Annotated in this window: 16 protein-coding genes; 11 read left to right on the top strand and 5 right to left on the bottom strand. The window is 45.0% G+C overall.

All coding sequences use genetic code 11. The features are described 5' to 3' along the window. Positions 1 to 47 precede the first annotated feature (47 nt). The 8 genes from prpC to AB4232_RS03190 all read left to right on the top strand — a co-directional run bounded on the left by prpC (position 48) and on the right by AB4232_RS03190 (position 10,606). Entirely contained in the window at positions 48 to 1,262 is a 1,215-nt protein-coding gene (gene prpC, locus AB4232_RS03225) for a 2-methylcitrate synthase (protein ID WP_372086184.1), read from the top strand. 101 nt (positions 1,263 to 1,363) lie between these two features. Beyond that, complete coding sequence (gene acnD, locus AB4232_RS03220) at positions 1,364 to 4,000, top strand: Fe/S-dependent 2-methylisocitrate dehydratase AcnD (protein WP_372086181.1); 2,637 nt, start codon at positions 1,364 to 1,366, stop codon at positions 3,998 to 4,000. A 9-nt stretch (positions 4,001 to 4,009) separates the two neighbouring features. After that, positions 4,010 to 5,182 (top strand): 2-methylaconitate cis-trans isomerase PrpF, encoded by a 1,173-nt coding sequence (gene prpF, locus AB4232_RS03215; RefSeq protein ID WP_065682183.1) that lies wholly within the window; start codon positions 4,010 to 4,012, stop codon positions 5,180 to 5,182. Positions 5,183 to 5,300: 118 nt separating this feature from the next. Continuing rightward, the gene (locus AB4232_RS03210) at positions 5,301 to 7,205 is read left to right on the top strand and encodes a propionyl-CoA synthetase (RefSeq protein WP_372086178.1); all 1,905 of its coding nucleotides are present in this window, start codon (positions 5,301 to 5,303) and stop codon (positions 7,203 to 7,205) included. A 147-nt stretch (positions 7,206 to 7,352) separates the two neighbouring features. Next, positions 7,353 to 7,799, top strand: coding sequence for a hypothetical protein (locus AB4232_RS03205; protein ID WP_372086175.1), 447 nt, complete (start codon positions 7,353 to 7,355; stop codon positions 7,797 to 7,799). A 237-nt stretch (positions 7,800 to 8,036) separates the two neighbouring features. Further along, positions 8,037 to 8,438 carry a glycine zipper domain-containing protein gene (locus AB4232_RS03200; RefSeq protein WP_004733606.1) on the top strand — a complete coding sequence of 134 codons (402 nt, stop codon included), beginning with the start codon at positions 8,037 to 8,039 and terminating at the stop codon, positions 8,436 to 8,438. A 203-nt stretch (positions 8,439 to 8,641) separates the two neighbouring features. Continuing rightward, on the top strand, positions 8,642 to 9,121 hold the full coding sequence (locus AB4232_RS03195) for a GNAT family N-acetyltransferase (protein ID WP_065682181.1): 480 nt from the start codon (positions 8,642 to 8,644) through the stop codon (positions 9,119 to 9,121). A gap of 72 nt (positions 9,122 to 9,193) precedes the next feature. Next, positions 9,194 to 10,606, top strand: coding sequence for an NUDIX domain-containing protein (locus tag AB4232_RS03190; protein ID WP_372086172.1), 1,413 nt, complete (start codon positions 9,194 to 9,196; stop codon positions 10,604 to 10,606). Positions 10,607 to 10,706: 100 nt separating this feature from the next. Here AB4232_RS03190 and AB4232_RS03185 read toward each other — a convergent pair whose 3' ends face one another. Continuing rightward, positions 10,707 to 11,516: a Cof-type HAD-IIB family hydrolase gene (locus AB4232_RS03185; RefSeq protein WP_061025504.1), complete on the bottom strand. Its 810-nt coding sequence runs from the start codon at positions 11,514 to 11,516 to the stop codon at positions 10,707 to 10,709. Positions 11,517 to 11,701: 185 nt separating this feature from the next. Between AB4232_RS03185 and queE the strand changes: the two genes are divergently transcribed. Together queE and queC are read left to right on the top strand one after the other, a co-directional pair. Further along, entirely contained in the window at positions 11,702 to 12,370 is a 669-nt protein-coding gene (queE, locus tag AB4232_RS03180) for a 7-carboxy-7-deazaguanine synthase QueE (RefSeq protein WP_017082671.1), read from the top strand. Between the two features lie 58 nt (positions 12,371 to 12,428). Continuing rightward, positions 12,429 to 13,124: a 7-cyano-7-deazaguanine synthase QueC gene (gene queC, locus AB4232_RS03175; RefSeq protein ID WP_102257278.1), complete on the top strand. Its 696-nt coding sequence runs from the start codon at positions 12,429 to 12,431 to the stop codon at positions 13,122 to 13,124. Here the strand turns inward: queC and AB4232_RS03170 are convergent. From AB4232_RS03170 to AB4232_RS03155, 4 genes are all read right to left on the bottom strand, one after another. Next, positions 13,084 to 15,117 carry a diguanylate cyclase gene (locus AB4232_RS03170; RefSeq protein WP_372086168.1) on the bottom strand — a complete coding sequence of 678 codons (2,034 nt, stop codon included), beginning with the start codon at positions 15,115 to 15,117 and terminating at the stop codon, positions 13,084 to 13,086. The genes queC and AB4232_RS03170 overlap by 41 nt on opposite strands. 161 nt (positions 15,118 to 15,278) lie before the next feature. Next, the gene (locus tag AB4232_RS03165) at positions 15,279 to 15,629 is read right to left on the bottom strand and encodes a DUF2750 domain-containing protein (protein ID WP_017062305.1); all 351 of its coding nucleotides are present in this window, start codon (positions 15,627 to 15,629) and stop codon (positions 15,279 to 15,281) included. Positions 15,630 to 15,760: 131 nt separating this feature from the next. Continuing rightward, positions 15,761 to 16,375 carry an OmpA family protein gene (locus AB4232_RS03160; protein ID WP_017103074.1) on the bottom strand — a complete coding sequence of 205 codons (615 nt, stop codon included), beginning with the start codon at positions 16,373 to 16,375 and terminating at the stop codon, positions 15,761 to 15,763. Continuing rightward, positions 16,375 to 17,682: a TolC family outer membrane protein gene (locus tag AB4232_RS03155; RefSeq protein ID WP_372086165.1), complete on the bottom strand. Its 1,308-nt coding sequence runs from the start codon at positions 17,680 to 17,682 to the stop codon at positions 16,375 to 16,377. Before AB4232_RS03155 ends, AB4232_RS03160 begins: the two co-directional genes overlap by 1 nt. A gap of 400 nt (positions 17,683 to 18,082) precedes the next feature. On the opposite strand from AB4232_RS03155, the gene AB4232_RS03150 reads away from it, so the two are divergent. Beyond that, a partial coding sequence (locus AB4232_RS03150) for a Calx-beta domain-containing protein (protein ID WP_372086162.1) occupies positions 18,083 to 20,034 on the top strand: 1,952 nt, incomplete at its 3' end.

Below are 20,034 nucleotides of genomic sequence, written 5' to 3'. Positions count from 1 at the left end.
GGCAGCACCAAAGAGTGCAGGCGGCTAACACAGAAAAGGAGTTCAACATGTCTGTATCTTTGAGTGATAAAGCAACTGTCGAAAAGGCTTCTACAGAAAACCAACAACAAAGCGAAAAAACAGCAAGTACACCAGTAAGCGCACCTGCAATAGGTGGTGCTGGTCTACGTGGCCAGAGTGCGGGAACTACGGCGCTATGTACGGTAGGCCAGTCAGGAACGGGTTTGACCTACCGTGGCTATGATATAACCGACCTTGCTAATCATGCTCAGTTCGAAGAAGTGGCGCATCTGCTACTAAGAGGTCATTTACCCAGTGAAAAAGAGCTTGATGATTACAAAACATTGTTGGTTGGTCTGCGCGGCTTGCCTCAACCTTTGAAAGTAGCATTAGAGCTTATCCCTGCTGACGCTCATCCAATGGATGTGATGAGAACGGGCTGTTCAATGTTGGGTAACTTAGAGCAAGAATCGGACTTCTCTGAGCAACTATCAGCAACAGAACGTATGCTTGCACTTTTTCCTGCGATTATTTGTTACTGGTATCGCTTTAGCCATGATGGCGTGCGCATTGATACTGAAGATCAAAGTGAAGCATGTTTGGGTGGCTACTTCTTGAAAATGCTAACGGATAAAGCACCGAGTGAACTTCACAAGAAGGTGATGCACTGCTCGCTAACCCTTTACGCGGAACATGAGTTTAATGCTTCGACTTTTGCCGCTCGTGTGTGTGCATCAACGCTGTCGGATATCCACTCTTGTGTCACCGCAGCGATTGGTACGTTGAGAGGTCCTTTACATGGCGGTGCGAATGAAGCGGCGATGGAAATGATCCAAGATTGGCAAACCGCTGATGAAGCAGAAACCAACATCATGCAGATGCTTGCTAACAAAGACAAGATCATGGGCTTCGGTCATGCCATTTATCGTGAAAGCGACCCACGAAATGCTCTAATCAAGCGTTGGTCAAAAGAGCTTGCTCAAGAGGTGGGAGATAAACAGCTTTATGCCGTTTCTGAGCGTGTTGAAGCTGTAATGAAGCGCGAGAAAGGGCTGTTCTGTAATGCGGACTTCTTCCATGCATCGGCTTACCACTTCATGGACATCCCAACCAAATTGTTTACTCCTATCTTCGTGATGAGCCGCCTTACAGGTTGGACAGCCCACGTGTTCGAACAAAGAGAAAACAATCGCATTATTCGCCCAAGCGCAGACTACACTGGGCCAGAGCATCAAGACTGGCTGCCAATCCATTTACGTTAGTCCTCTATATCGAGCCGACTTATATATCGAGGTGACTTTTCTCTTCATGTGATAAGGCCTCGAGAACCAACGAATAGAATTTAACAGATAATGGTGGATGTATGTCTGATGTAAAACTTGAAAGAAACCAAGAGCTTGATGAAAACAAGTATCGAAAGGTTTTACCGGGAACGGGTTTAGAATATTTCGACGCTTGCGAAGCGGTAGAAGCAATATCTTCAGGTGCTTACAAAACCTTGCCTTATACGTCGAGAGTATTAGCAGAGCAATTAGTAAGACGCTGTAATCCTGAAACCCTTGAAGACAGCTTAAAACAGATTATTGAACGCAAGAGCGACTTAGATTTTCCTTGGTATCCTGCGCGCGTAGTGTGTCATGACATTCTAGGTCAAACAGCTTTGGTTGATTTGGCTGGGTTAAGAGACGCGATTGCCGACCAAGGCGGAGACCCTGCCAAGGTGAATCCCGTTGTCGAAACTCAATTGATTGTTGACCATTCGCTGGCAGTGGAACACGCGGGTTTTGATAGCGAAGCGTTTGATAAAAACCGTGGGATAGAAGAGCGCAGAAACGAAGACCGTTTTCACTTTATTGAATGGTGTAAAACCGCGTTTAAGAACGTGAATGTGATTCCTGCGGGTAACGGGATCATGCACCAGATTAACTTGGAGAAAATGTCTCCGGTTATTCAATCCAAAGAAGGTATCGCGTTTCCTGATACTTGTGTCGGTACCGACAGCCATACTCCTCATGTTGATGCGCTAGGCGTTATTGCGATTGGTGTGGGCGGTTTGGAAGCTGAGACTGTGATGCTCGGTCGTCCGTCAATGATGCGTTTGCCTGATATTGTCGGCGTTAAACTGACTGGTCAACGACAAGAAGGGATAACTGCAACGGATATTGTGCTTGCGATTACTGAGTTCCTTCGCAATGAGAGAGTGGTCTCAAGCTATTTGGAATTCTTCGGTGAGGGGGCTCGTGCACTGACCATTGGTGACCGCGCAACCATCTCCAATATGACGCCAGAGTACGGTGCGACAGCGGGTATGTTCTATATCGATGAGCAGACTATTCAATACCTGAAACTCACTGGTCGAGAGCCTGAGCAGGTTGAACTAGTTGAACGCTACGCCAAGCAAACTGGGCTATGGGCTGACGATCTCGATTCTGCTCAATATGAGCGTGTACTTGAGTTTGATTTATCGAAGGTTGAGCGCAATCTTGCAGGGCCGTCTAACCCTCATCGCCGTTTGCCAACCAGAGAGTTGGCTGAACAAGGCATCAGTCAAGCATCTTGGAAAGAGCAGCATGCTAAGCAGTTCAGCGATGAACAGATGCCCGATGGTGCCGTAATCATTGCGGCAATTACTTCTTGTACCAACACCAGCAACCCAAGAAACGTAGTCGCCGCAGCATTGGTGGCAAAGAAAGCCAATCAGCTTGGATTAGTTCGTAAGCCGTGGGTGAAAACGTCATTTGCGCCGGGCTCTAAAGTTGCCAAGCTCTATCTTGAGTCGGCAGGTTTGCTACCTGAGCTGGAACAATTAGGCTTCGGTATCGTGGGTTATGCGTGTACTACCTGTAACGGAATGAGTGGGGCGTTGGATCCTACAATCCAACAAGAGATCATCGACCGCAACCTGTACTCAACTGCTGTGTTGTCAGGGAATCGAAACTTTGATGGTCGAATCCATCCCTATGCCAAACAAGCGTTTTTAGCCTCACCGCCGTTGGTGGTTGCTTACGCGTTGGCTGGCACGATTCGCTTTGATATCGAGAAAGACAGCTTAGGCACCGACAACAATGGTAAGCCAATCTACTTAAGTGATTTATGGCCGAGTGATGCAGAGATCGATGCCGTTGTCGGTGAGCACGTAAAGCCTCAGCAATTCCAACAAATCTACGTAAAAATGTTCCAGCCAGACGAGGAACAGGTGACGACTGAACCGCTTTATGACTGGCGACCTCAAAGTACCTATATTCGCAGACCACCTTATTGGGAAGGTGCTCTTGCGGGAGAACGAAGCCTATCTGGTATGAGACCTTTAGCGATTCTGGGTGACAACATCACTACGGATCATTTATCTCCTTCAAATGCGATTCTCGCTTCGAGCGCAGCGGGGGAATACCTCACCAAAATGGAAGTCCCAGAAGAGGACTTTAACTCTTATGCGACTCATCGAGGTGATCACTTAACCGCGCAACGAGCGACGTTCGCTAACCCTAAGCTGTTTAATGAAATGGTGAAAGACGCTGGAGAAGTCGTGCAAGGTTCATTAGCAAGAGTTGAACCCGAAGGCCAAGTTACGCGAATGTGGGAAGCGATAGAAACCTACATGAACCGTAAACAGCCTTTGATTGTCGTGGCGGGTGCCGATTATGGCCAAGGTTCATCACGTGATTGGGCTGCCAAAGGTGTGCGCTTAGCGGGTGTTGAAGTGATTGTTGCTGAAGGGTTTGAACGAATTCACAGAACCAACTTGGTTGGCATGGGCGTGCTGCCTCTGCAATTCAAAGCGGGGAACAATCGCAACACCTTAGAACTGGACGGCACCGAGCTTTACGACGTGTACGGTGACATTGAAGCCTGTTCTGATTTGGCTCTCGTCATCACTCGTAAAAACGGTGAAAAGCTTGATGTTCCTGTGACCTGCCGACTAGACACCGCAGACGAAGTGAATGTGTACAGCGCTGGTGGCGTATTGCAACGTTTCGCTAAAGACTTTCTCGCACAGTAGGAGCTAGTTATGAACATCAAACAGATAAAAGTACCTGCTACCTACATGCGGGGCGGAACAAGCAAAGGCGTTTTCTTCAACTTAAGTGACTTACCTGAAGCTGCGCAAGTTGCCGGAGAAGCTCGAGACGCATTACTTCTGCGCGTGATTGGTAGTCCAGATCCTTATGGCAAACAAACCGACGGCATGGGTGGTGCAACATCCAGTACCAGTAAAACCGTTATTGTTTCGAAAAGCAGTAAAGCCGATCACGATGTTGATTACTTATTCGGCCAAGTAGCAATAGACAAGCCGTTCGTTGATTGGAGCGGTAACTGCGGCAATTTGTCTGCTGCAGTGGGCCCATTTGCAATTCATAGTTGCTTAGTCGATTCGAATCGTATTCCAGAAAACGGTGTGGTGGAGGTGCGAGTATGGCAAGTGAACATAGAGAAAACCATTATTGTTCATGTACCTATCACCAATGGGAAAGTCCAAGAGTTAGGTGACTTTGAGCTCGATGGTGTCACTTTCCCCGCCGCTGAGATCCAAGTCGATTTCCTAGATCCAGCCGATGCGAGTGGCTCTATGTTCCCAACAGGGAATGTTGTCGATTTTTTAGATGTTCCAGATCTGGGGTGTATTAAAGCGACATACATCAATGCCGGAATACCCACCATTTTTGTCGATGCTGAATCGGTTGGTTACCAAGGCACAGAGCTTCAATCCGATATCAATAGCGATGCCAAAGCCTTGGCTCTGTTTGAGTCCATCCGAGCACATGGTGCAGTAGCTATGGGTCTTATTGATTCTTTAGAACAAGCTGAATCACGCCAACACACACCTAAAGTCGCGTTTGTTGCTAAGCCTCAAGCGTACCAAGCCTCCAGTGGTAAATCGGTTGCTGCCGAAGATACTGACCTTCTGGTGCGTGCTTTGTCTATGGGACAACTGCATCACGCCATGATGGGGACAGCTGCGGTCGCCATTGCTTCAGCGGCGAGTGTGCCAGGTACGTTAGTGAACTTGGCAGCCGGTGAGGGTTCCCGAGATTTTGTGACCTTTGGTCATCCATCAGGAACCTTAAAAGTGGGTGCTAAAGCTATTCAGACGGAAAGCGGCTGGAAAATAGAACGGGCGATTATGAGTCGTAGTGCCCGAGTGATCATGGAAGGTGCCATCCGTGTGCCTTTTCCTAAGTAAAGCGATTGTCGTGAACGGTCAAATGTTCACGAACACAACGCTGAGAAAAGAGTGCACCCAAGTGACACAGCCAAAAGCAAGGCGCTTGGACTAATGGATAAATCATGGAGGAGGCATTATGTCTGCTACGAATCGAATGAATAGAAAAACAGATTACATCACCGAGTATCAATGGGCGAGGGAAGACCCCAATTCGTTCTGGGAAACGCAAGCACAAGCGATAGATTGGTTTGAACCACCAAAAACGATATTACAAACTGATGAGAATGGTATTGAGCGTTGGTTTCCTGATGGGGTGATGAACACCTGCTGGCTCGCGCTGGATTATCATTGTGAAAATGGACGAGGTGACAATACCGCGCTGATTTACGATTCTCCAGTTACAGGAAATCAATCCTCATACACTTACAATCAATTGCGTGACCAAGTGGCAAAAGTCGCAGGTATGTTAGCCACGCAAGGCGTAACCAAAGGCGATCGTGTGGTGATCTACATGCCAATGATTCCTGAAGCGGCGATGGCAATGTTGGCCTGTGCACGACTAGGCGCGGTGCATTCGGTGGTGTTTGGTGGTTTTGCTCCTCATGAGCTTGCCGTTCGAATTGAAGATGCCGAGCCCAAGGTGTTGATTACTGCATCCTGTGGTGTCGAGATAAATAAAGTCCTGCCATATAAGCCGATGGCCGATCGCGCGATCATGGACAGTCGTTGGAAGCCTGAGAAAGTGGTGGTATTCCAAAGAGAGCAGTCTCTAGCCGAATTGAACAACGAACGTGATGTACTTTGGCAGCAAGCTGTTGAGGATGCTTTGCCTCACGTATGTGTGCCTGTTCTAGCGACTGACCCACTATATATCTTGTATACATCAGGGACGACGGGTAAGCCAAAAGGCGTGGTGCGCGATAATGGTGGTCATGCGGTTGCCATGAAATACTCGATGAGCACTATTTACGATATGCCGCAAGATGGTGTGTTTTGGGCAGCTTCTGATGTCGGTTGGGTCGTGGGGCATTCCTACATTGTGTATGCGCCATTGATTCATGGCTGTACGACCATTTTGTTTGAAGGCAAGCCAGTACGAACGCCAGATCCCGGCGCATTCTGGCGTGTGTGTGAAGAGTACAACGTCGATGTATTGTTTTCTGCGCCAACAGCGTTTAGGGCAATCAAGAAAGAAGATCCCGAAGGCGAGTTGCTCACCAAGTATGACTTATCATCGCTCAAGTCGATTTTTATGGCGGGAGAGCGTTTGGACCCGCCAACATTGGATTGGGTTGAATCTCATACCAATAAACCGGTTATCGACCACTGGTGGCAAACCGAAACGGGTTGGGCTATTTCTGCCAATCCAACAGGGCTTGAATCTTTGCCTGTAAAAGCGGGTTCCTCAACCAAGCCAGTACCCGGTTACCAAGTGGAGATCCTCAATGAATTGGGTGAAATCGCACAAACGAATCAACAAGGGTTTGTGGCACTTAAACGACCATTGCCGCCTGGTTGTTTACCCACGGTATGGCGCAATCATGATCGGTTTGAATCCGGCTATTTGAGTCAGTTCCCAGGCTATTATGTTTCTGGGGACGGTGGCTATCTTGATGAAGATGGGTATCTATTTATCATGGGCCGTATCGACGATGTGATAAACGTAGCGGGACACCGTCTGTCGACGGGAGAAATGGAAGAGATCGTGGGTGGTCACCCAGCCATTGCAGAATGTGCGGTAGTCGGTATTCACGATGACTTAAAAGGGCAGCTACCTCTTGGTTTAGTTGTGCTAAAAGATGGCGTAAAAGTCGATGGCATTGAGTTGCAAGCGGAGTTGGTTGGCAAGGTTCGCAATGAGATTGGCGCGGTCGCGTGTTTTAAGCAAGCCTTGGTTGTTGAGAGATTACCTAAGACGCGCTCCGGTAAGATTTTGCGCAGAACCATACGACAGATCGCAGAAGGTGAACAATATGTGGTGCCTTCGACGATTGACGACCCTACCAGCTTAACGGAAATTGCTGAAAAGCTCGGAAAATAAGTTTTGTTGGTTAGGTAATCTAATCTTCGGCTTGTTGATTTATACATAAGCCAGCGTGATGGTTTACCTAAACTCTACTTTATTCATCCGCTTATCCATTTCGTTTACTATGACCTCATTATGATTCCCACATATTGAGGTCTTTTTATGCGAGCTTACTTTTTGTTGATTGCTTTACTGGTCAGTGGTGCTGCTAGTGCCAGTATTTCAAAGGATGAAGCGAGTAGAGCGTTGTTAGAGCCATTGAGTCAACCCAAGATATTTAAATGTGTGTCCAAGACTGGCGTCGATCTCTATCAAGCGGTTTTTGATATGGGCGTGGGGTATGAAGCCGACCCGATTAACTCGAAGATGATCGTTAATTCAAGGAAAGGCCGCTACGAATATCAAATCTTAGGCGCGGTAAGATCTGAAAGAGCTGGTGAAATTGTTGTGTTGACTCGTCATGTGGGAGCCGGTGTTAAAGTTGCCGCTATGATTGATGACGAAAATGGCAAGATACTGGGGATCGGCGATAAAAATCATTATCGAGATTGCGGTGTTAGGCCACCACCTAGTGCAGAAAATATGCAAAACTTTTGGTCCAAAGGCTAAGAGCGACATCTGAAAGAGAATAATTATAGAGAAAGAGCGATGAGGCGACCTAATTGGTCGCCTTTTTTGTTTGTCAGGCTAAGGCGAGCTCAAAGATATATATCAATAAGCACTTATGCGATGGTTGAATGATACATAACTGAACTTGATGTATCGTCTAAACGTGGCTTTATTTATCTCATTAACGGTTCTGCTTAAGATGGCTCTACTCCAAACGAAGAACTAAGCGAGACTCCTATGAAATTCACTAAACCTTTTCTTTTAGCGACACTGATTGTGACTCTTTCTGGTTGCGCATCACCAGCAATGGATAACGAAAATGAGAATGCTGCACGTAATCGTGGTGCTGTGGGTGGTGCTTTATTAGGAGCGACAGCAGGCGCTCTAACTGGAGATGCGAGCTTAGCCGCGAAGGGTGCTGCATTGGGTGGTGTGACCGGTGGTGTTGCTGGTTCAATGAAAGATACGGACGATGCAAGAAACGCACAACGAACCCAAGTCACTGCTGATGGTCTGGCGCAAGACAATCGCACCGATGCAGAAAAGCGAGTTGCTGAAGTAGAGGCTGAAATTAAGCTTATTGAACTAGAACAACAGCTTGCTGATCTCAAAGAAGAGAAAGAGGACAACGGCGCATAAAGCTGAAGCTACAACTAAAGCTAAAGCCTAGATATTCGTTTAATTGAAAATCATTCAAACAGAATGGCCACATAATGTGGCCGTTTTTGTATCTAAAATACACACTTCAAACAATGAATTAATTCAATAACTTGTATAGATACTCGTGGCAAGTAAACTAGACTCAGTTTAGATATTAATTTGGTTTGAGAAGCGCAATAGTCATGAATGTCACCTTAAGGGCCGCAAAGCACGCGGATTTGGAACAACTTAACGAGTTAATGTTCGATCTCCACCATCATCACCACCTTGCTAGCCCAGAGCACTTTAAAACGGCAGAAGAGATTGAGCAGGAAAAAAGCATTGCACGTTACTTGGATGATCCTGAATGCTTGGTTTATGTGGCATTAAAAGGTGAGCTCATTGTTGGCTTTATCTCCGGACATTTTTGTGAGCTTATCTCAACGGTGAGTAAACCGGTGCCGATGGGGAGTGTCGATGAACTGTTTGTCTTGCCTGATTATCGAAAAGAATCGATTGCTGAAAAGTTGTTTAGCAAAGTTGAAGCGACTTTTGATGATTATGGGGTTGAACAAGTCTTTGTAGAGGTTTGGGACTTTAATTCACCTGCCAAGGACTTCTATCAAAAAATGGGGTTCACACCTCACATTCAATGGATGAGGAAGGCTTTGCACAAAACGTAGACAGCGATTTTGTGCGTGTTTGATTACACTAGAGCAGTCTTTAACTTTTTCTCTTATTTTTAGGTAAACTCGTTGGCTATTCGATATTTATTAGTTTTCATATTGTCTCTTTTGAGTACTACTTCCGCTTGGGCAAGCAACACTTTGCCCGATCATATCGCGGGCGCCTTGTGTGTAGTACGTGCTGATAACCAAATCGTGTTGGTTGATGAGTTGATTACAGGTCAATTGTCTCTACCGGGAGGCACTGTGGTTTCTGGTGAACCGCCATCGGTCGCGGCGCAACGAGAAACTTGGGAAGAGGCGGGGTTGTCGGTAACGGTCGGTGATGTGTTGGGATATACCGACAGTGCCGTTGTGTATGATTGTGTCTCTGACTCTGAAGTGATCAGTTACAAAGCTCGAAATGAGTTAGGTGGCTTTGAGCTACCAATCTGGTTTGCTCCTCATTATGGTGTGGAAGTCAGTCGCGCGATGTTATTGCCACCTACGGAGTTGCAAGCCAATGAATACCGTTACCCAGAGCAATGGTCTGAGATTAACGAATTCTTTCTATCCGCGACAGATCAACCTGTGACGTATGTGACTGAGCTGGTGGGCGCGGCACCGAAAGTCCATCAAGTTGAATTAAATTGGATTGTGTCGCTTCAAAACGCGTTCGATAATATGCCAAGCGTGTTTGCGAATACTGTGCTTTTAACTGACTCGTTAGCGAAGCCATGGATTTTCATCGTGATATTGCCGCTAATTGCTTGGCATTTTGGCCGTAACTTCGCGTTGAAGTTTGGCTTCACTTTGATCTCGGTGACATTGCTCACTTTAATCGCCCATCAAGGGTTTGGTTTTCCACGTCCGCATGCTTACTTGCCAACATTGAAGCTAGTGATGAGCAGTGGCTATAGCTTTCCAAGTTTATTGGCTGGCTTGTGGGTGAGTTTAACCTTGTTAGTCTTTTGGAAACTAAAGCGCCTCTTGGAGCAAAAATCGATTTTGATAGTGCTCGCGGGCCTACTGTGGATTATGTTATTTACGTCTTATTCAGGCAGTGCGTTCTTTAGTGATGTCTTAATGGGAGGCGTATTGGGCGCGTTAACGACTTGGCACATCGTGAGATTAGATGCGAAACCTGATGTTGATATTAGTGCCTTATTAAGCTCTAAAGGTGTCTGGTGGGCATTGTGCTTACTGTCGATTGTTCTCACGGTGATATGGCCACTGCCAACATTCTCTTTCTGGGTGGCAATTTTGATGACGATTGCATGCTTAGTAACGTTAACGGATGCGAAGCCTTTGGTCGGCCAGTTTTCATTCAAGATTGTATTTGGAGTGATGGCGATGTTGTTAGCGGGAAATCTGCTGATTAGCTGGGCAGGAAGTTTCGTCTCATTCAGTGGCATCGCTTCATTTATCGTTGAGACCTTACGTTTCCCAATCTTGATTCTATTTGGTGTAGTGGCATTTCGTCTGCCATGGAAAAGAGAGTAGGCGAACCGACTAATATAAAATCAAAAAAGGCTGTGCAGTGCACAGCCTTTGTCATTTGTGCAACAAGCAAAAAGTAATTCTCACTATAGCTGCTGAGCGTTTATGAGTTGAAGATAAATTTCTCAATAGCGACCGCTACACCATGGTCGTCGTTGCTTGCTGTGATGTGATCCGCCAGTTTCTTGGTTTCTTCCATTGCGTTTTCCATTGCAATGCCAAGGCCAGCGTATTCAAGCATATGATGATCGTTTTCAGCGTCACCCATGCAGATTACTTCTTCTGCTGTAATACCCAAGTGCTTAGCTATCGCCTCAATACCGACACCCTTGTTTGAATTTGGGTTTAGGAACTCTAAGAAGAATGGTGCACTTTGCACGATAGTAAATTGAGTCTTAAGCTCTTGTGGCAACTTGCCGATGATTTCAGTCAGCTTGCTTGGTTCTGCGACAATCATAGTTTTGATGATTTCGTGGTCATCTTCTAGTTGAGAAAAGTCGAACTCGGTAATCTCTAAGCCGTTAATACGCGCTTCAATACCAGTGTACTCATTGTTCTCAGGTGTGATTAAGCCATGAATCTTGCTGAATGCATGAACATAACCACCAAGCTGTACAGCGAGGGCTGCGATCTCTTTCGCGGCTTTACCATTGCTGATCTCACTATGAATGAGTTCTTTTGTAGAGACGTTTTGAACCATAGAGCCGTTGTAGAAGAGCACAAAGTCATCTTCGCCGTTGATTGAAAGCTCGTCTAACTTACTCTGCATGCCTTCTAAAGGACGACCAGAAGCCAGAACCACTTTCACACCTGCAGCGCGTGCTTTGGCAATCGCGTCTTTGTTCTCTTGAGAAATTACTTTATCACTGTTGAGCAGTGTGCCATCCATATCAAGAGCAATCAGTTTGTACATGTTGTTCCTTACTAAAAAATTAAAAGCTAACGAAATCTAATGGGCGAAAGGATAAGGGAACTTGAAAGTTCAGGCTAGGGCTTTGATCAACTCATTTATCAGTACTCATTTGTTTGACCAAAAGGGGCAAGTGCTTTAAGGTCTGCGGTTGATTAATTTCATCAAATGATTGAGCTGAGGGTAAGTTGTACAAGATTAATGAAATGTTTGAAACCATCCAGGGCGAGGGCGTATTTACCGGCGTTCCTGCTGTTTTTGTTCGACTGCAAATTTGCCCTGTAGGCTGTTCTTGGTGTGATACCAAACAGACTTGGGAAGCGTTGCCGGAAGATGAAACGAGCCTTGGTGATATTATGGTTAAGACAGAGGATTCACCGACTTGGTCTGCAATTGATGCGCAAGGAATCGTGAATGAATATATCAAGCAAGGTTACACCGCGAAGCACATTGTGATTACTGGTGGTGAGCCGTGCATCTATGATCTTGTCCCTCTTACTGAAGCATTTGAGCAGCACGGTTGTCGCTGTCAGATTGAGACCAGCGGAACATCAGAAGTAAAAGCCACACCGGATACTTGGGTTACGGTGTCACCAAAAGTCGCAATGAAAGCCAAGTTGGATATCCTTGATAGCGCACTCGTTCGTGCGAATGAAATCAAACATCCTGTTGGTACAGGTAAAGACATCGAGCAACTAGATGCTCTTATTGCTAGAGCCGATGTCCCTGAAAATACAGTTATTGCGCTTCAGCCGATTAGCCAAAAAGAACGCGCAACTCAGCTTTGTATTGATACCTGCATTGAGCGCAATTGGCGCTTATCAATACAAACTCACAAATATTTGAGCATCGCATAGGTTGTATTTTTACTGGACAAGATAAGTCGCTAGTAGAAGGTTCTCGTAAGGATTTAAGATGAAAAAAGCAGTTGTAGTATTCAGTGGTGGTCAAGACTCAACAACGTGTCTTGTTCAAGCATTAAAAGAGTATGATGAAGTTCATGCGATTACGTTTGATTATGGTCAGCGCCATAGACTCGAGATCGAAGTTGCTGAGTCATTGTCGAAAGAACTTGGTGTGAAAGCGCACAAAGTAATGGATGTGACTCTGTTGAATGAACTGGCTATCAGCTCTCTGACTCGTGACGATATTCCTGTGTCTCATGAGTTGCAAGAAAATGGGCTGCCGAACTCATTCGTTCCTGGTCGTAATATTCTGTTCTTAACTTTGGCAGGTATTTACGCGTACCAAATCGGCGCTGAAACTGTGATTACTGGTGTGTGTGAAACAGATTTCTCAGGCTACCCTGATTGTCGTAATGATTTTGTGAAAGCGATGAATTCTGCGCTTGTACAGGGCATGGATAAGCAGCTTGATATTAAAACACCGTTAATGTGGTTAAACAAGGCTGAGACATGGGCGTTAGCAGACCAGTACTCAGCACTTGAGCTTGTTAGAAACAAAACACTGACTTGTTACAACGGCATTGTTGGTGATGGTTGTGGCGATTGCCCTGCATGTGAACTGCGTAAAGTTGGCCTTAACGATTACCTAGGTGATCGCGAGGGTATTATGGCTGATTTGGTTCGTAAACAGGCTGAGAATAAATAACATCAGGTGAGTCTATTGGGTCGTTATAAGCATCGATGATGCAGTTTCGACCATTATTCTTCGCTTGATAAAGTGCTTGGTCAAGAACCGAGTATAAGTCATCAAAGTCACTTAATGCGTTTGAGGTTGCTAGATAAGCAAAACTCGCGGTTACATTAAGTGGCTTTTTGCTTTCTGATAAGAAAACTGCACTCGAAATAGCATAATGTAACTCCTCTACACGCTCTTGTACTTCAGCTGGTTTTGTATCAGTAAGCATAATCAGAAATTCTTCGCCGCCTAAGCGCCCGAACAGCTCACCTTTAATTAAATGTTGTCTTATTTGCTGACTTATATGAACGAGTGCTCTATCACCAGTAGGGTGGCCATATTGGTCATTAATTTTCTTGAATTTATCTAGATCGAGCAAAACGAGAACATGTTGTTTTTCTGTTCCTTTGCAGGCTTTGATACGCTTGATTCTTCGTATTATCTCGGTCCGACTATACGCCTTTGTCATGGCATCGATTGCTGCTTTTGCACGAATGGCTTTGTTTGTGAAGATCATAAAGCTAGCCGCACACAGCAATAGAATAACAACGATGTTATACACCATCCTTTGATGTTCCATCTTTTCGATTTGAAGTCGGTCTAAATTTGCTTGATGTCTCAGGAAAGAACTCTCTAGTTCTTTTTCGTACCTAGCATGAGCTAGATCTAGTGCTTCAAAAGCCAACCTATTATCTATATCTCGGGTTTCGAACTGTATTAATGTGTATCGCTGATAGAAATAGAAAGCTTGCTTGTAATCGCTGAGAGTTTGATAAATATCAGAAAGTTGAAGTAGTGCTTGAGCTGTGTATTTGTGTCTTGTGACTTGTTCGGATAGCTCCAAAGCTTGTTGTGCATAATTGAGCGCTTCCGTTTTAAGTTTTTGCTCTTCGAACATATCGCTTATCGCCAAGTAAGCGTTAAGACGAATGACGTCGTTACTTAATTCATTCGAAGCTGACAGAGAGTTGACTAAGTAACCTCTTGCCAAATCATAGTCTCTAATTTGAGTGTAAGCTTTTCCTAAGCCAAGACTTGTTAGTGCGATACCGTAGCTATGTGAAGATGAGCTTAGCAGTGTTCTTGCTGTTTGAAAGTGGTTAATTGCTAAGTCACTTTGCTCTTGGTTAAGGTAGAGATCTGCAAGGCTATGATGCACTTGTGCTTTCATCAAATCAGAAGCACTTCCTCTTAATGTGAGTGCTTCTTTGAGGTACTCTGCCGATTTTTCATATTGCTTTAACTCTTTGAGCAAATTACCCACATCGTTATAGATCCCCGAAATATCATGTCCTTGTGGGAACACGTTGATCAGTGCGAGATAGGTGCTTAACGCTGCTTGATAGTCGCTACGGAAATGGTGATTGTTGGCGATGACTCGATAAGTACCAAACTTTGGTAACACAGGGTCAGCAATGTCATGCAAATCCGACTGAAGTGCAGAACAATAATAGTTCGCTTGATGGTATTTAGCTTGCTCATTGAGAGAACGACATAATTGGTATTTTAATAATGCTCTACCTGTAACATCGTTGATTGATTGCATTTTTACTAATATGGACAAAAAGCCTTGCTGAGCTTCTTTGTACTGACCTTGTCCATCATTTACTAGGGCGTTAATAAACGCTTGTTCTATTGCTTGGTAGTCACTGTCGTTTGAAGCGATTCCATAAAACGGTTGATCGCGCTGGCTCATGTATTGATATAGCAGTGCCGATAGGTAGAGCTTATCCCCGTAGGTTGTTGAGCTAGTGTAGCGTGTTTGCAGCATGTTCAATGCGCGCGAAGGGGAATGAGTTAGAGTCGACAAATAGAGTGCGTTCCAATCAGCATTTGGAGTTGTGTGGGGAGCTAATGCCGAGGAGCTAATTGTTGGATAAGATTCATGATCCAATGTTGATGCTTGGCTAAAAGAATAAAGATTGATGAAAAGCAAAAAGGCAATGAAAATGAAGTGAATCACGAGATAATATCAATCAGATAAAGAACGATATTCTATTGTTAGTTTGATGTTGCTTCAATTTTTTTGGTAGGTTGATGGTTTTTTATGTGAGGTAAATCTCTAATTATCAATGGCTTATTATGGGTAACCGGTCGTACGCTATGTACGACCGATCTTGAAAGCTAGATGTATAATTTCGCTAGATCAGAAGGCTCTAGTTCTTTGCCTTCTAATGTTGCATTCCAGTTAGTACCAACAAGAACACCATCTTCAGCTAGGGTCAGTAACCAATCTTCTACAAAGATATCTAGTGGGATTTCTAATACTTCGAAGTCTGCCCACTCTTCAACGTTGTGAGTCTGAGCGTCCTCTTTTGAAGACCAGAACGGCATCACTTCACTGTTTTCGAATTCACTTGAGTCACATGCTAGCCAACCTTCTTCGTTGCGAAGGCCCCATACCAGTTTAGTTTCTTGTGTTTCAGAAACGAAAAGTTCTAGATTTGCTTGAGTATCAGCGGTTAGTTTGCTCATGAATAATTTCTCTATGTTGATAACAAGACAAGATTAACATTATACAAGGGGTAGGTATATGGCGATCAAGGAATTATAAGGATACTGAAACGCTTACCAAACGTTTCAGTATGGTTTGAGTGCGGTAGAATCTATTTGCCGATTTTAGTAAATATATGCCACTCTTCTTTGATGTTGCCTTTAAAACCAACAACAGAGGCTACGACTTTTCTGTTCAATGCATGATTAGTTTCAGTGTCATTATCACGGAAGCCAGCATCTCCGTACCCTACGGTATAGACTCTTGATGGCGGGATACCGTTGCTGATGAGCGCACGTCTTACATTGACCGCACGTTCTTCTGAGAGCTTGAGATTGTATTCGGCATTACCTACTTTACTAGCATAACCTTGCAATTGAATACTTGTGTTTTCGTAACGCTTTAGAAACGCAGCCATTTGACGAATTTGGCTCAGAAACACAGGTTTAATTTCTGCAGAGTCATTGGCAAATAAAATATGAAGATCTTTTTCTTCGCTAGACTCGAAATACGAGCCACAGCCATCATTATCTATTTCAGCGCCTATTTGTGTGTCTATACATAAATCGCGAGCGTTGATAACACCATCATTATCATCATCTTCGAGATCATAACTTTGTGTGGTGCTAGGAAGAGCACGATAAGTGAATTCATCATTTGTTTCAGCCATGATGTTGGCAGAAGCAACCACGAAGCATAGTGGGAGTATAGTTTTGAGAAGCTTCATTAATATTCTACCTTTTCATTCCATTCTTGTGGAGTCTCTACACGTAACCCTGTTAATAGATTACCTGTCGCATTCATGACTCTATACTTTGCGTATTGTACATCGTACTTAGCGTCTAAAAATCCCTTACGTGCTTCGAAGAGTTCATTTTCAGTGTTAAGTAGATCGAGAAGGGTACGCTTACCAATTCGGTATTGTTTTTCATAAGAGATAACGGTGTCAGAAGCCGAGTCTACGTGATCCGACAAGAAATCTTTCTGCTGAACGGTTAAGTCAAGAGCGCTCCATGAAAGGCGTAAGCTTTCTTCTACATTACGGTAAGTACTCTCACGTAGGTCTTTTGCTTTGTTGAGTTGATAAGCGGCACTTTCGGCACGGTCTTGATCGGCTCCACCGTTATAGAGATTGTACTTTAAGCGAAGCATCGCAGAAAATTCATCGCTGTTGCCTTTCGTACCACCTGCATCATCGCGCCACCTTTGAGCGGCTTCAAAAGAAACAGTTGGGTAGTTGGTACTCTTCGACTGCTTGTATTGGAACTTCGCTGAATCTACGTCAGCTTGTGCAATTTTGATAACCGGGTGTTGGTTAAAGGCTTTTGCCAAAGCACCGTCGATCGTATAAGGAATAGAGCCTGCATCAGCACGTGGGTATACCAAGCCTAGTGGGGCTTGGCCAACAAGGCGTTTGAATTGAGTATGGGCATCAAATAAATTATTTTGAGCTGCCAGTAAATTACCATGCGCTTTTGCAATACGAGCTTCTACCTGAGACATGTCTGCCGTAGATCCAATGCCTGAATCAACTCGTTTCTTGATATCTACATAGATATTTTTGTGCGTCGCCAGATTGTTTTCAGAAAGTGTAAGCACTTCATAAGCTTTAACTGAATCAAGATAGACTTTGGTTACTTGCAGTGCAATATCTTGAGCGCTAGATAGTAATTGATAACGGACAGACTCTGCATCAGCAGCGGTACGATCAATGTCGTTAGAAGTATTCGCGCCATCCCAAATGAGTTGTGTCAACGTAATTGCTGCTTCTTTACGCGTTAGATCTGTTGAGCTCGAATTCGTCGCCAAATCCGTATATTCGTAACCAATGCCACCGTCTAAATCTATACTCGGGCGGTAAGCTCCACCAGAAGCATCGTTAAGGTAACGTTGACTTACGTACTGGTTATATGCCGCTTTGATTTCAGGGTTACTTTCTAAAGTAAACGCGACGGCTTGCTCTAAGGTTTGTGCGCTAGCCGGTAAACTGAGTGCAATAGCCAACCCTAATGTAGTCGTTTTAATCCAGTTCAATTTCAATCTCCCAAAAATGGAGTATCACCTAATTTTGTCGCTTTTAAGCTCGAATATATCAAATTTAGATGAACCGCCAAAAAAATAACGAATGCCCAATGAGCATTCGTAAATGGTTGTAAAGTTGTTAACCGATCGTCGTACAATTTAAGTCGATTTTGAGTACTTAAATTTGATTTGAGTGTTTGGGTTATCTTTCCCTAAGACAATAACTTATATGGAAGTTTTCGTCATCTTAATTATCACCCAGTGACCGTTATCATTCGTTTACATTGTAAGTTATTAAACATGCAATTCATAGCTAGGAATTATATGACATTAGATGTTATATTGTCACTAGATTATAAAATTGATGTCACTATTTTGACGTCGCAAACAGAAAATGAGCTTAGGGATTTATATGGACATGACAGTATTGAATGCGAGCGGTGCATTAGCATTAGGTCAACGCATTGTTATTTCGATAGATGGCACAATCAAGGTCCTAGAAGACGGCCAGCCATTACAAGCTGGGGATGTCGTTTTAGAATCCCAAAATGTAAATTCTGAATCTCAGATTTCAGTTAAGCGCTTTACGCCACAAGGAAAAGATGGCGATGAAGTCGAACTTGACCAAGACATTGAAAATATTTTTGCCGCTTTAGAAGAAGGGCAAGATCCTACAGAGTTAGGCGAAGAGTTCGCAACTGCAGCAGGTGTACGTGGATCGAGCTTAGTGAGCAGTGGGACCATTGAGCGCGATGGTGACGAAACCATCCCAGTTACCGAATTTGTAACAAGTGGTTTCGAAGGCTTGGGTTTGTCCCGAACTCAAAGCTTGAGTTTGCTTGATCTGTTCCGTTCAATAGAAGTTGAGCCAACCGTAACTATTGAAGACAGCCAAATTATTAATGAAGGCTCAACAGCAATTTTCGAAGTAAGTCTAAGTAAAGCTGCTTCAGGCGATGTGAGCGTTACGCTAGAGACGTTATACGGAACGGCAACAGCGGACGACATCACAAGTATTGTTGTGAAAGATGCCGCGGGTAACGTAGTGACCCCAAACGTTGACGGCTCTTACACAGTCAAAGCGGGTGAAACTAAGTTAACCGTTGAAGTCGAGACCAAAGACGAAGGTACGTACGAAGGCGATGAGAAACTGAGCCTGAAAGTGACGGGTGCAACCGGCGTCACGGGTACGGGTACGGGTGAGCTAACCATTAAAGATGATGGCACCGGTCCTGTAGACCCAACCGATCCTACTCCGCCAGTGAATCCAGATGATCGCCCAAGTGTGAGCATCGAAGACAGCAAAGTTATTAACGAAGGTTCAACCGCGAGCTTCGATGTCAGCTTAAGCAAAGCTGCATCCATCGACGTCAGCGTAACGCTAGAAACCCTTTACGGCACAGCAACAGCGGACGACATCAACAGCGTTGTTGTGAAAGATGCCGCTGGTAACGTAATGACACCGAACGCTGATGGCTCTTACACAGTCAAAGCGGGTGAAACTAAGTTAGTCGTAGAAGTCGAGACCAAAGACGACGGCACGTACGAAGGCGATGAGAAGCTGAGCCTGAAAGTGACTGGCGCCACGGGCGTGACAGGCTCAGGTACGGGCGAGCTAACCATAAAAGATGACGGCACCGGCCCTGTTGACCCAACCGATCCTACTCCGCCAGTGAATCCAGATGACCGCCCATCGGTGAGCATCGAAGACAGCAAAGTGATTAACGAAGGCTCAACAGCGAGCTTTGATGTGAGCTTAAGCAAAGCCGCATCAGTTGACGTGAGCGTAACGCTAGAAACCCTTTACGGCACCGCAACAGCGGATGATATCACCAGCATTGTGGTGAAAGATGCCGCGGGTAACGTAGTGACACCTAACGCTGATGGCTCTTACACAGTCAAAGCGGGTGAAACTAAGTTAGTCGTTGAAGTCGAGACTAAAGACGACGGCACATACGAAGGCGATGAGAAACTGAGCCTTAAAGTGACGGGCGCAGTCGGCGTAATTGGCACGGGAACCGGTGAGCTGACCATCAAAGATGATGGTAAAGGTCCTGTTGATCCAACAAATCCAAATCCAGATGACCGCCCATCGGTGAGTATCGAAGACAGCAAAGTGATTAACGAAGGCTCGACCGCGAGCTTCGATGTGAGCTTAAGCAAAGCTGCATCCGTCGACGTGAGCGTTACGCTAGAAACCCTTTACGGCACAGCAACAGCGGACGATATCTCTAGCATTGTTGTGAAAGATGCCCAAGGTAACGTAGTAACACCAAACGCTGACGGCTCTTACACCGTCAAAGCGGGTGAAACTAAGTTAGTTGTTGAAGTCGCGACCAAAGACGACGGCACATACGAAGGCGA

The organism is Vibrio sp. 10N.286.46.A8 (assembly GCF_041470165.1).
Classification (GTDB): Bacteria; Pseudomonadota; Gammaproteobacteria; order Enterobacterales; family Vibrionaceae; genus Vibrio; species Vibrio tasmaniensis_A.
The sequence above is the reverse complement of the archived record's forward strand: the minus strand, read 5'-3'. Positions and strand labels throughout refer to the sequence as shown.

Excerpts from the sequence above, each read along its gene's own strand:
- AB4232_RS03195 (WP_065682181.1), top strand. The coding sequence starts at position 8,642 with ATGAATGTCACCTTAAGGGCCGCAAAGCACGCGGATTTGGAACAACTT.
- AB4232_RS03160 (WP_017103074.1), bottom strand. The coding sequence starts at position 16,375 with ATGAAGCTTCTCAAAACTATACTCCCACTATGCTTCGTGGTTGCTTCT.
- AB4232_RS03205 (WP_372086175.1), top strand. The coding sequence starts at position 7,353 with ATGCGAGCTTACTTTTTGTTGATTGCTTTACTGGTCAGTGGTGCTGCT.
- queC (WP_102257278.1), top strand. The coding sequence starts at position 12,429 with ATGAAAAAAGCAGTTGTAGTATTCAGTGGTGGTCAAGACTCAACAACG.
- AB4232_RS03165 (WP_017062305.1), bottom strand. The coding sequence starts at position 15,629 with ATGAGCAAACTAACCGCTGATACTCAAGCAAATCTAGAACTTTTCGTT.
- acnD (WP_372086181.1), top strand. The coding sequence starts at position 1,364 with ATGTCTGATGTAAAACTTGAAAGAAACCAAGAGCTTGATGAAAACAAG.
- prpF (WP_065682183.1), top strand. The coding sequence starts at position 4,010 with ATGAACATCAAACAGATAAAAGTACCTGCTACCTACATGCGGGGCGGA.
- AB4232_RS03200 (WP_004733606.1), top strand. The coding sequence starts at position 8,037 with ATGAAATTCACTAAACCTTTTCTTTTAGCGACACTGATTGTGACTCTT.
- prpC (WP_372086184.1), top strand. The coding sequence starts at position 48 with ATGTCTGTATCTTTGAGTGATAAAGCAACTGTCGAAAAGGCTTCTACA.
- AB4232_RS03210 (WP_372086178.1), top strand. The coding sequence starts at position 5,301 with ATGTCTGCTACGAATCGAATGAATAGAAAAACAGATTACATCACCGAG.
- AB4232_RS03185 (WP_061025504.1), bottom strand. The coding sequence starts at position 11,516 with ATGTACAAACTGATTGCTCTTGATATGGATGGCACACTGCTCAACAGT.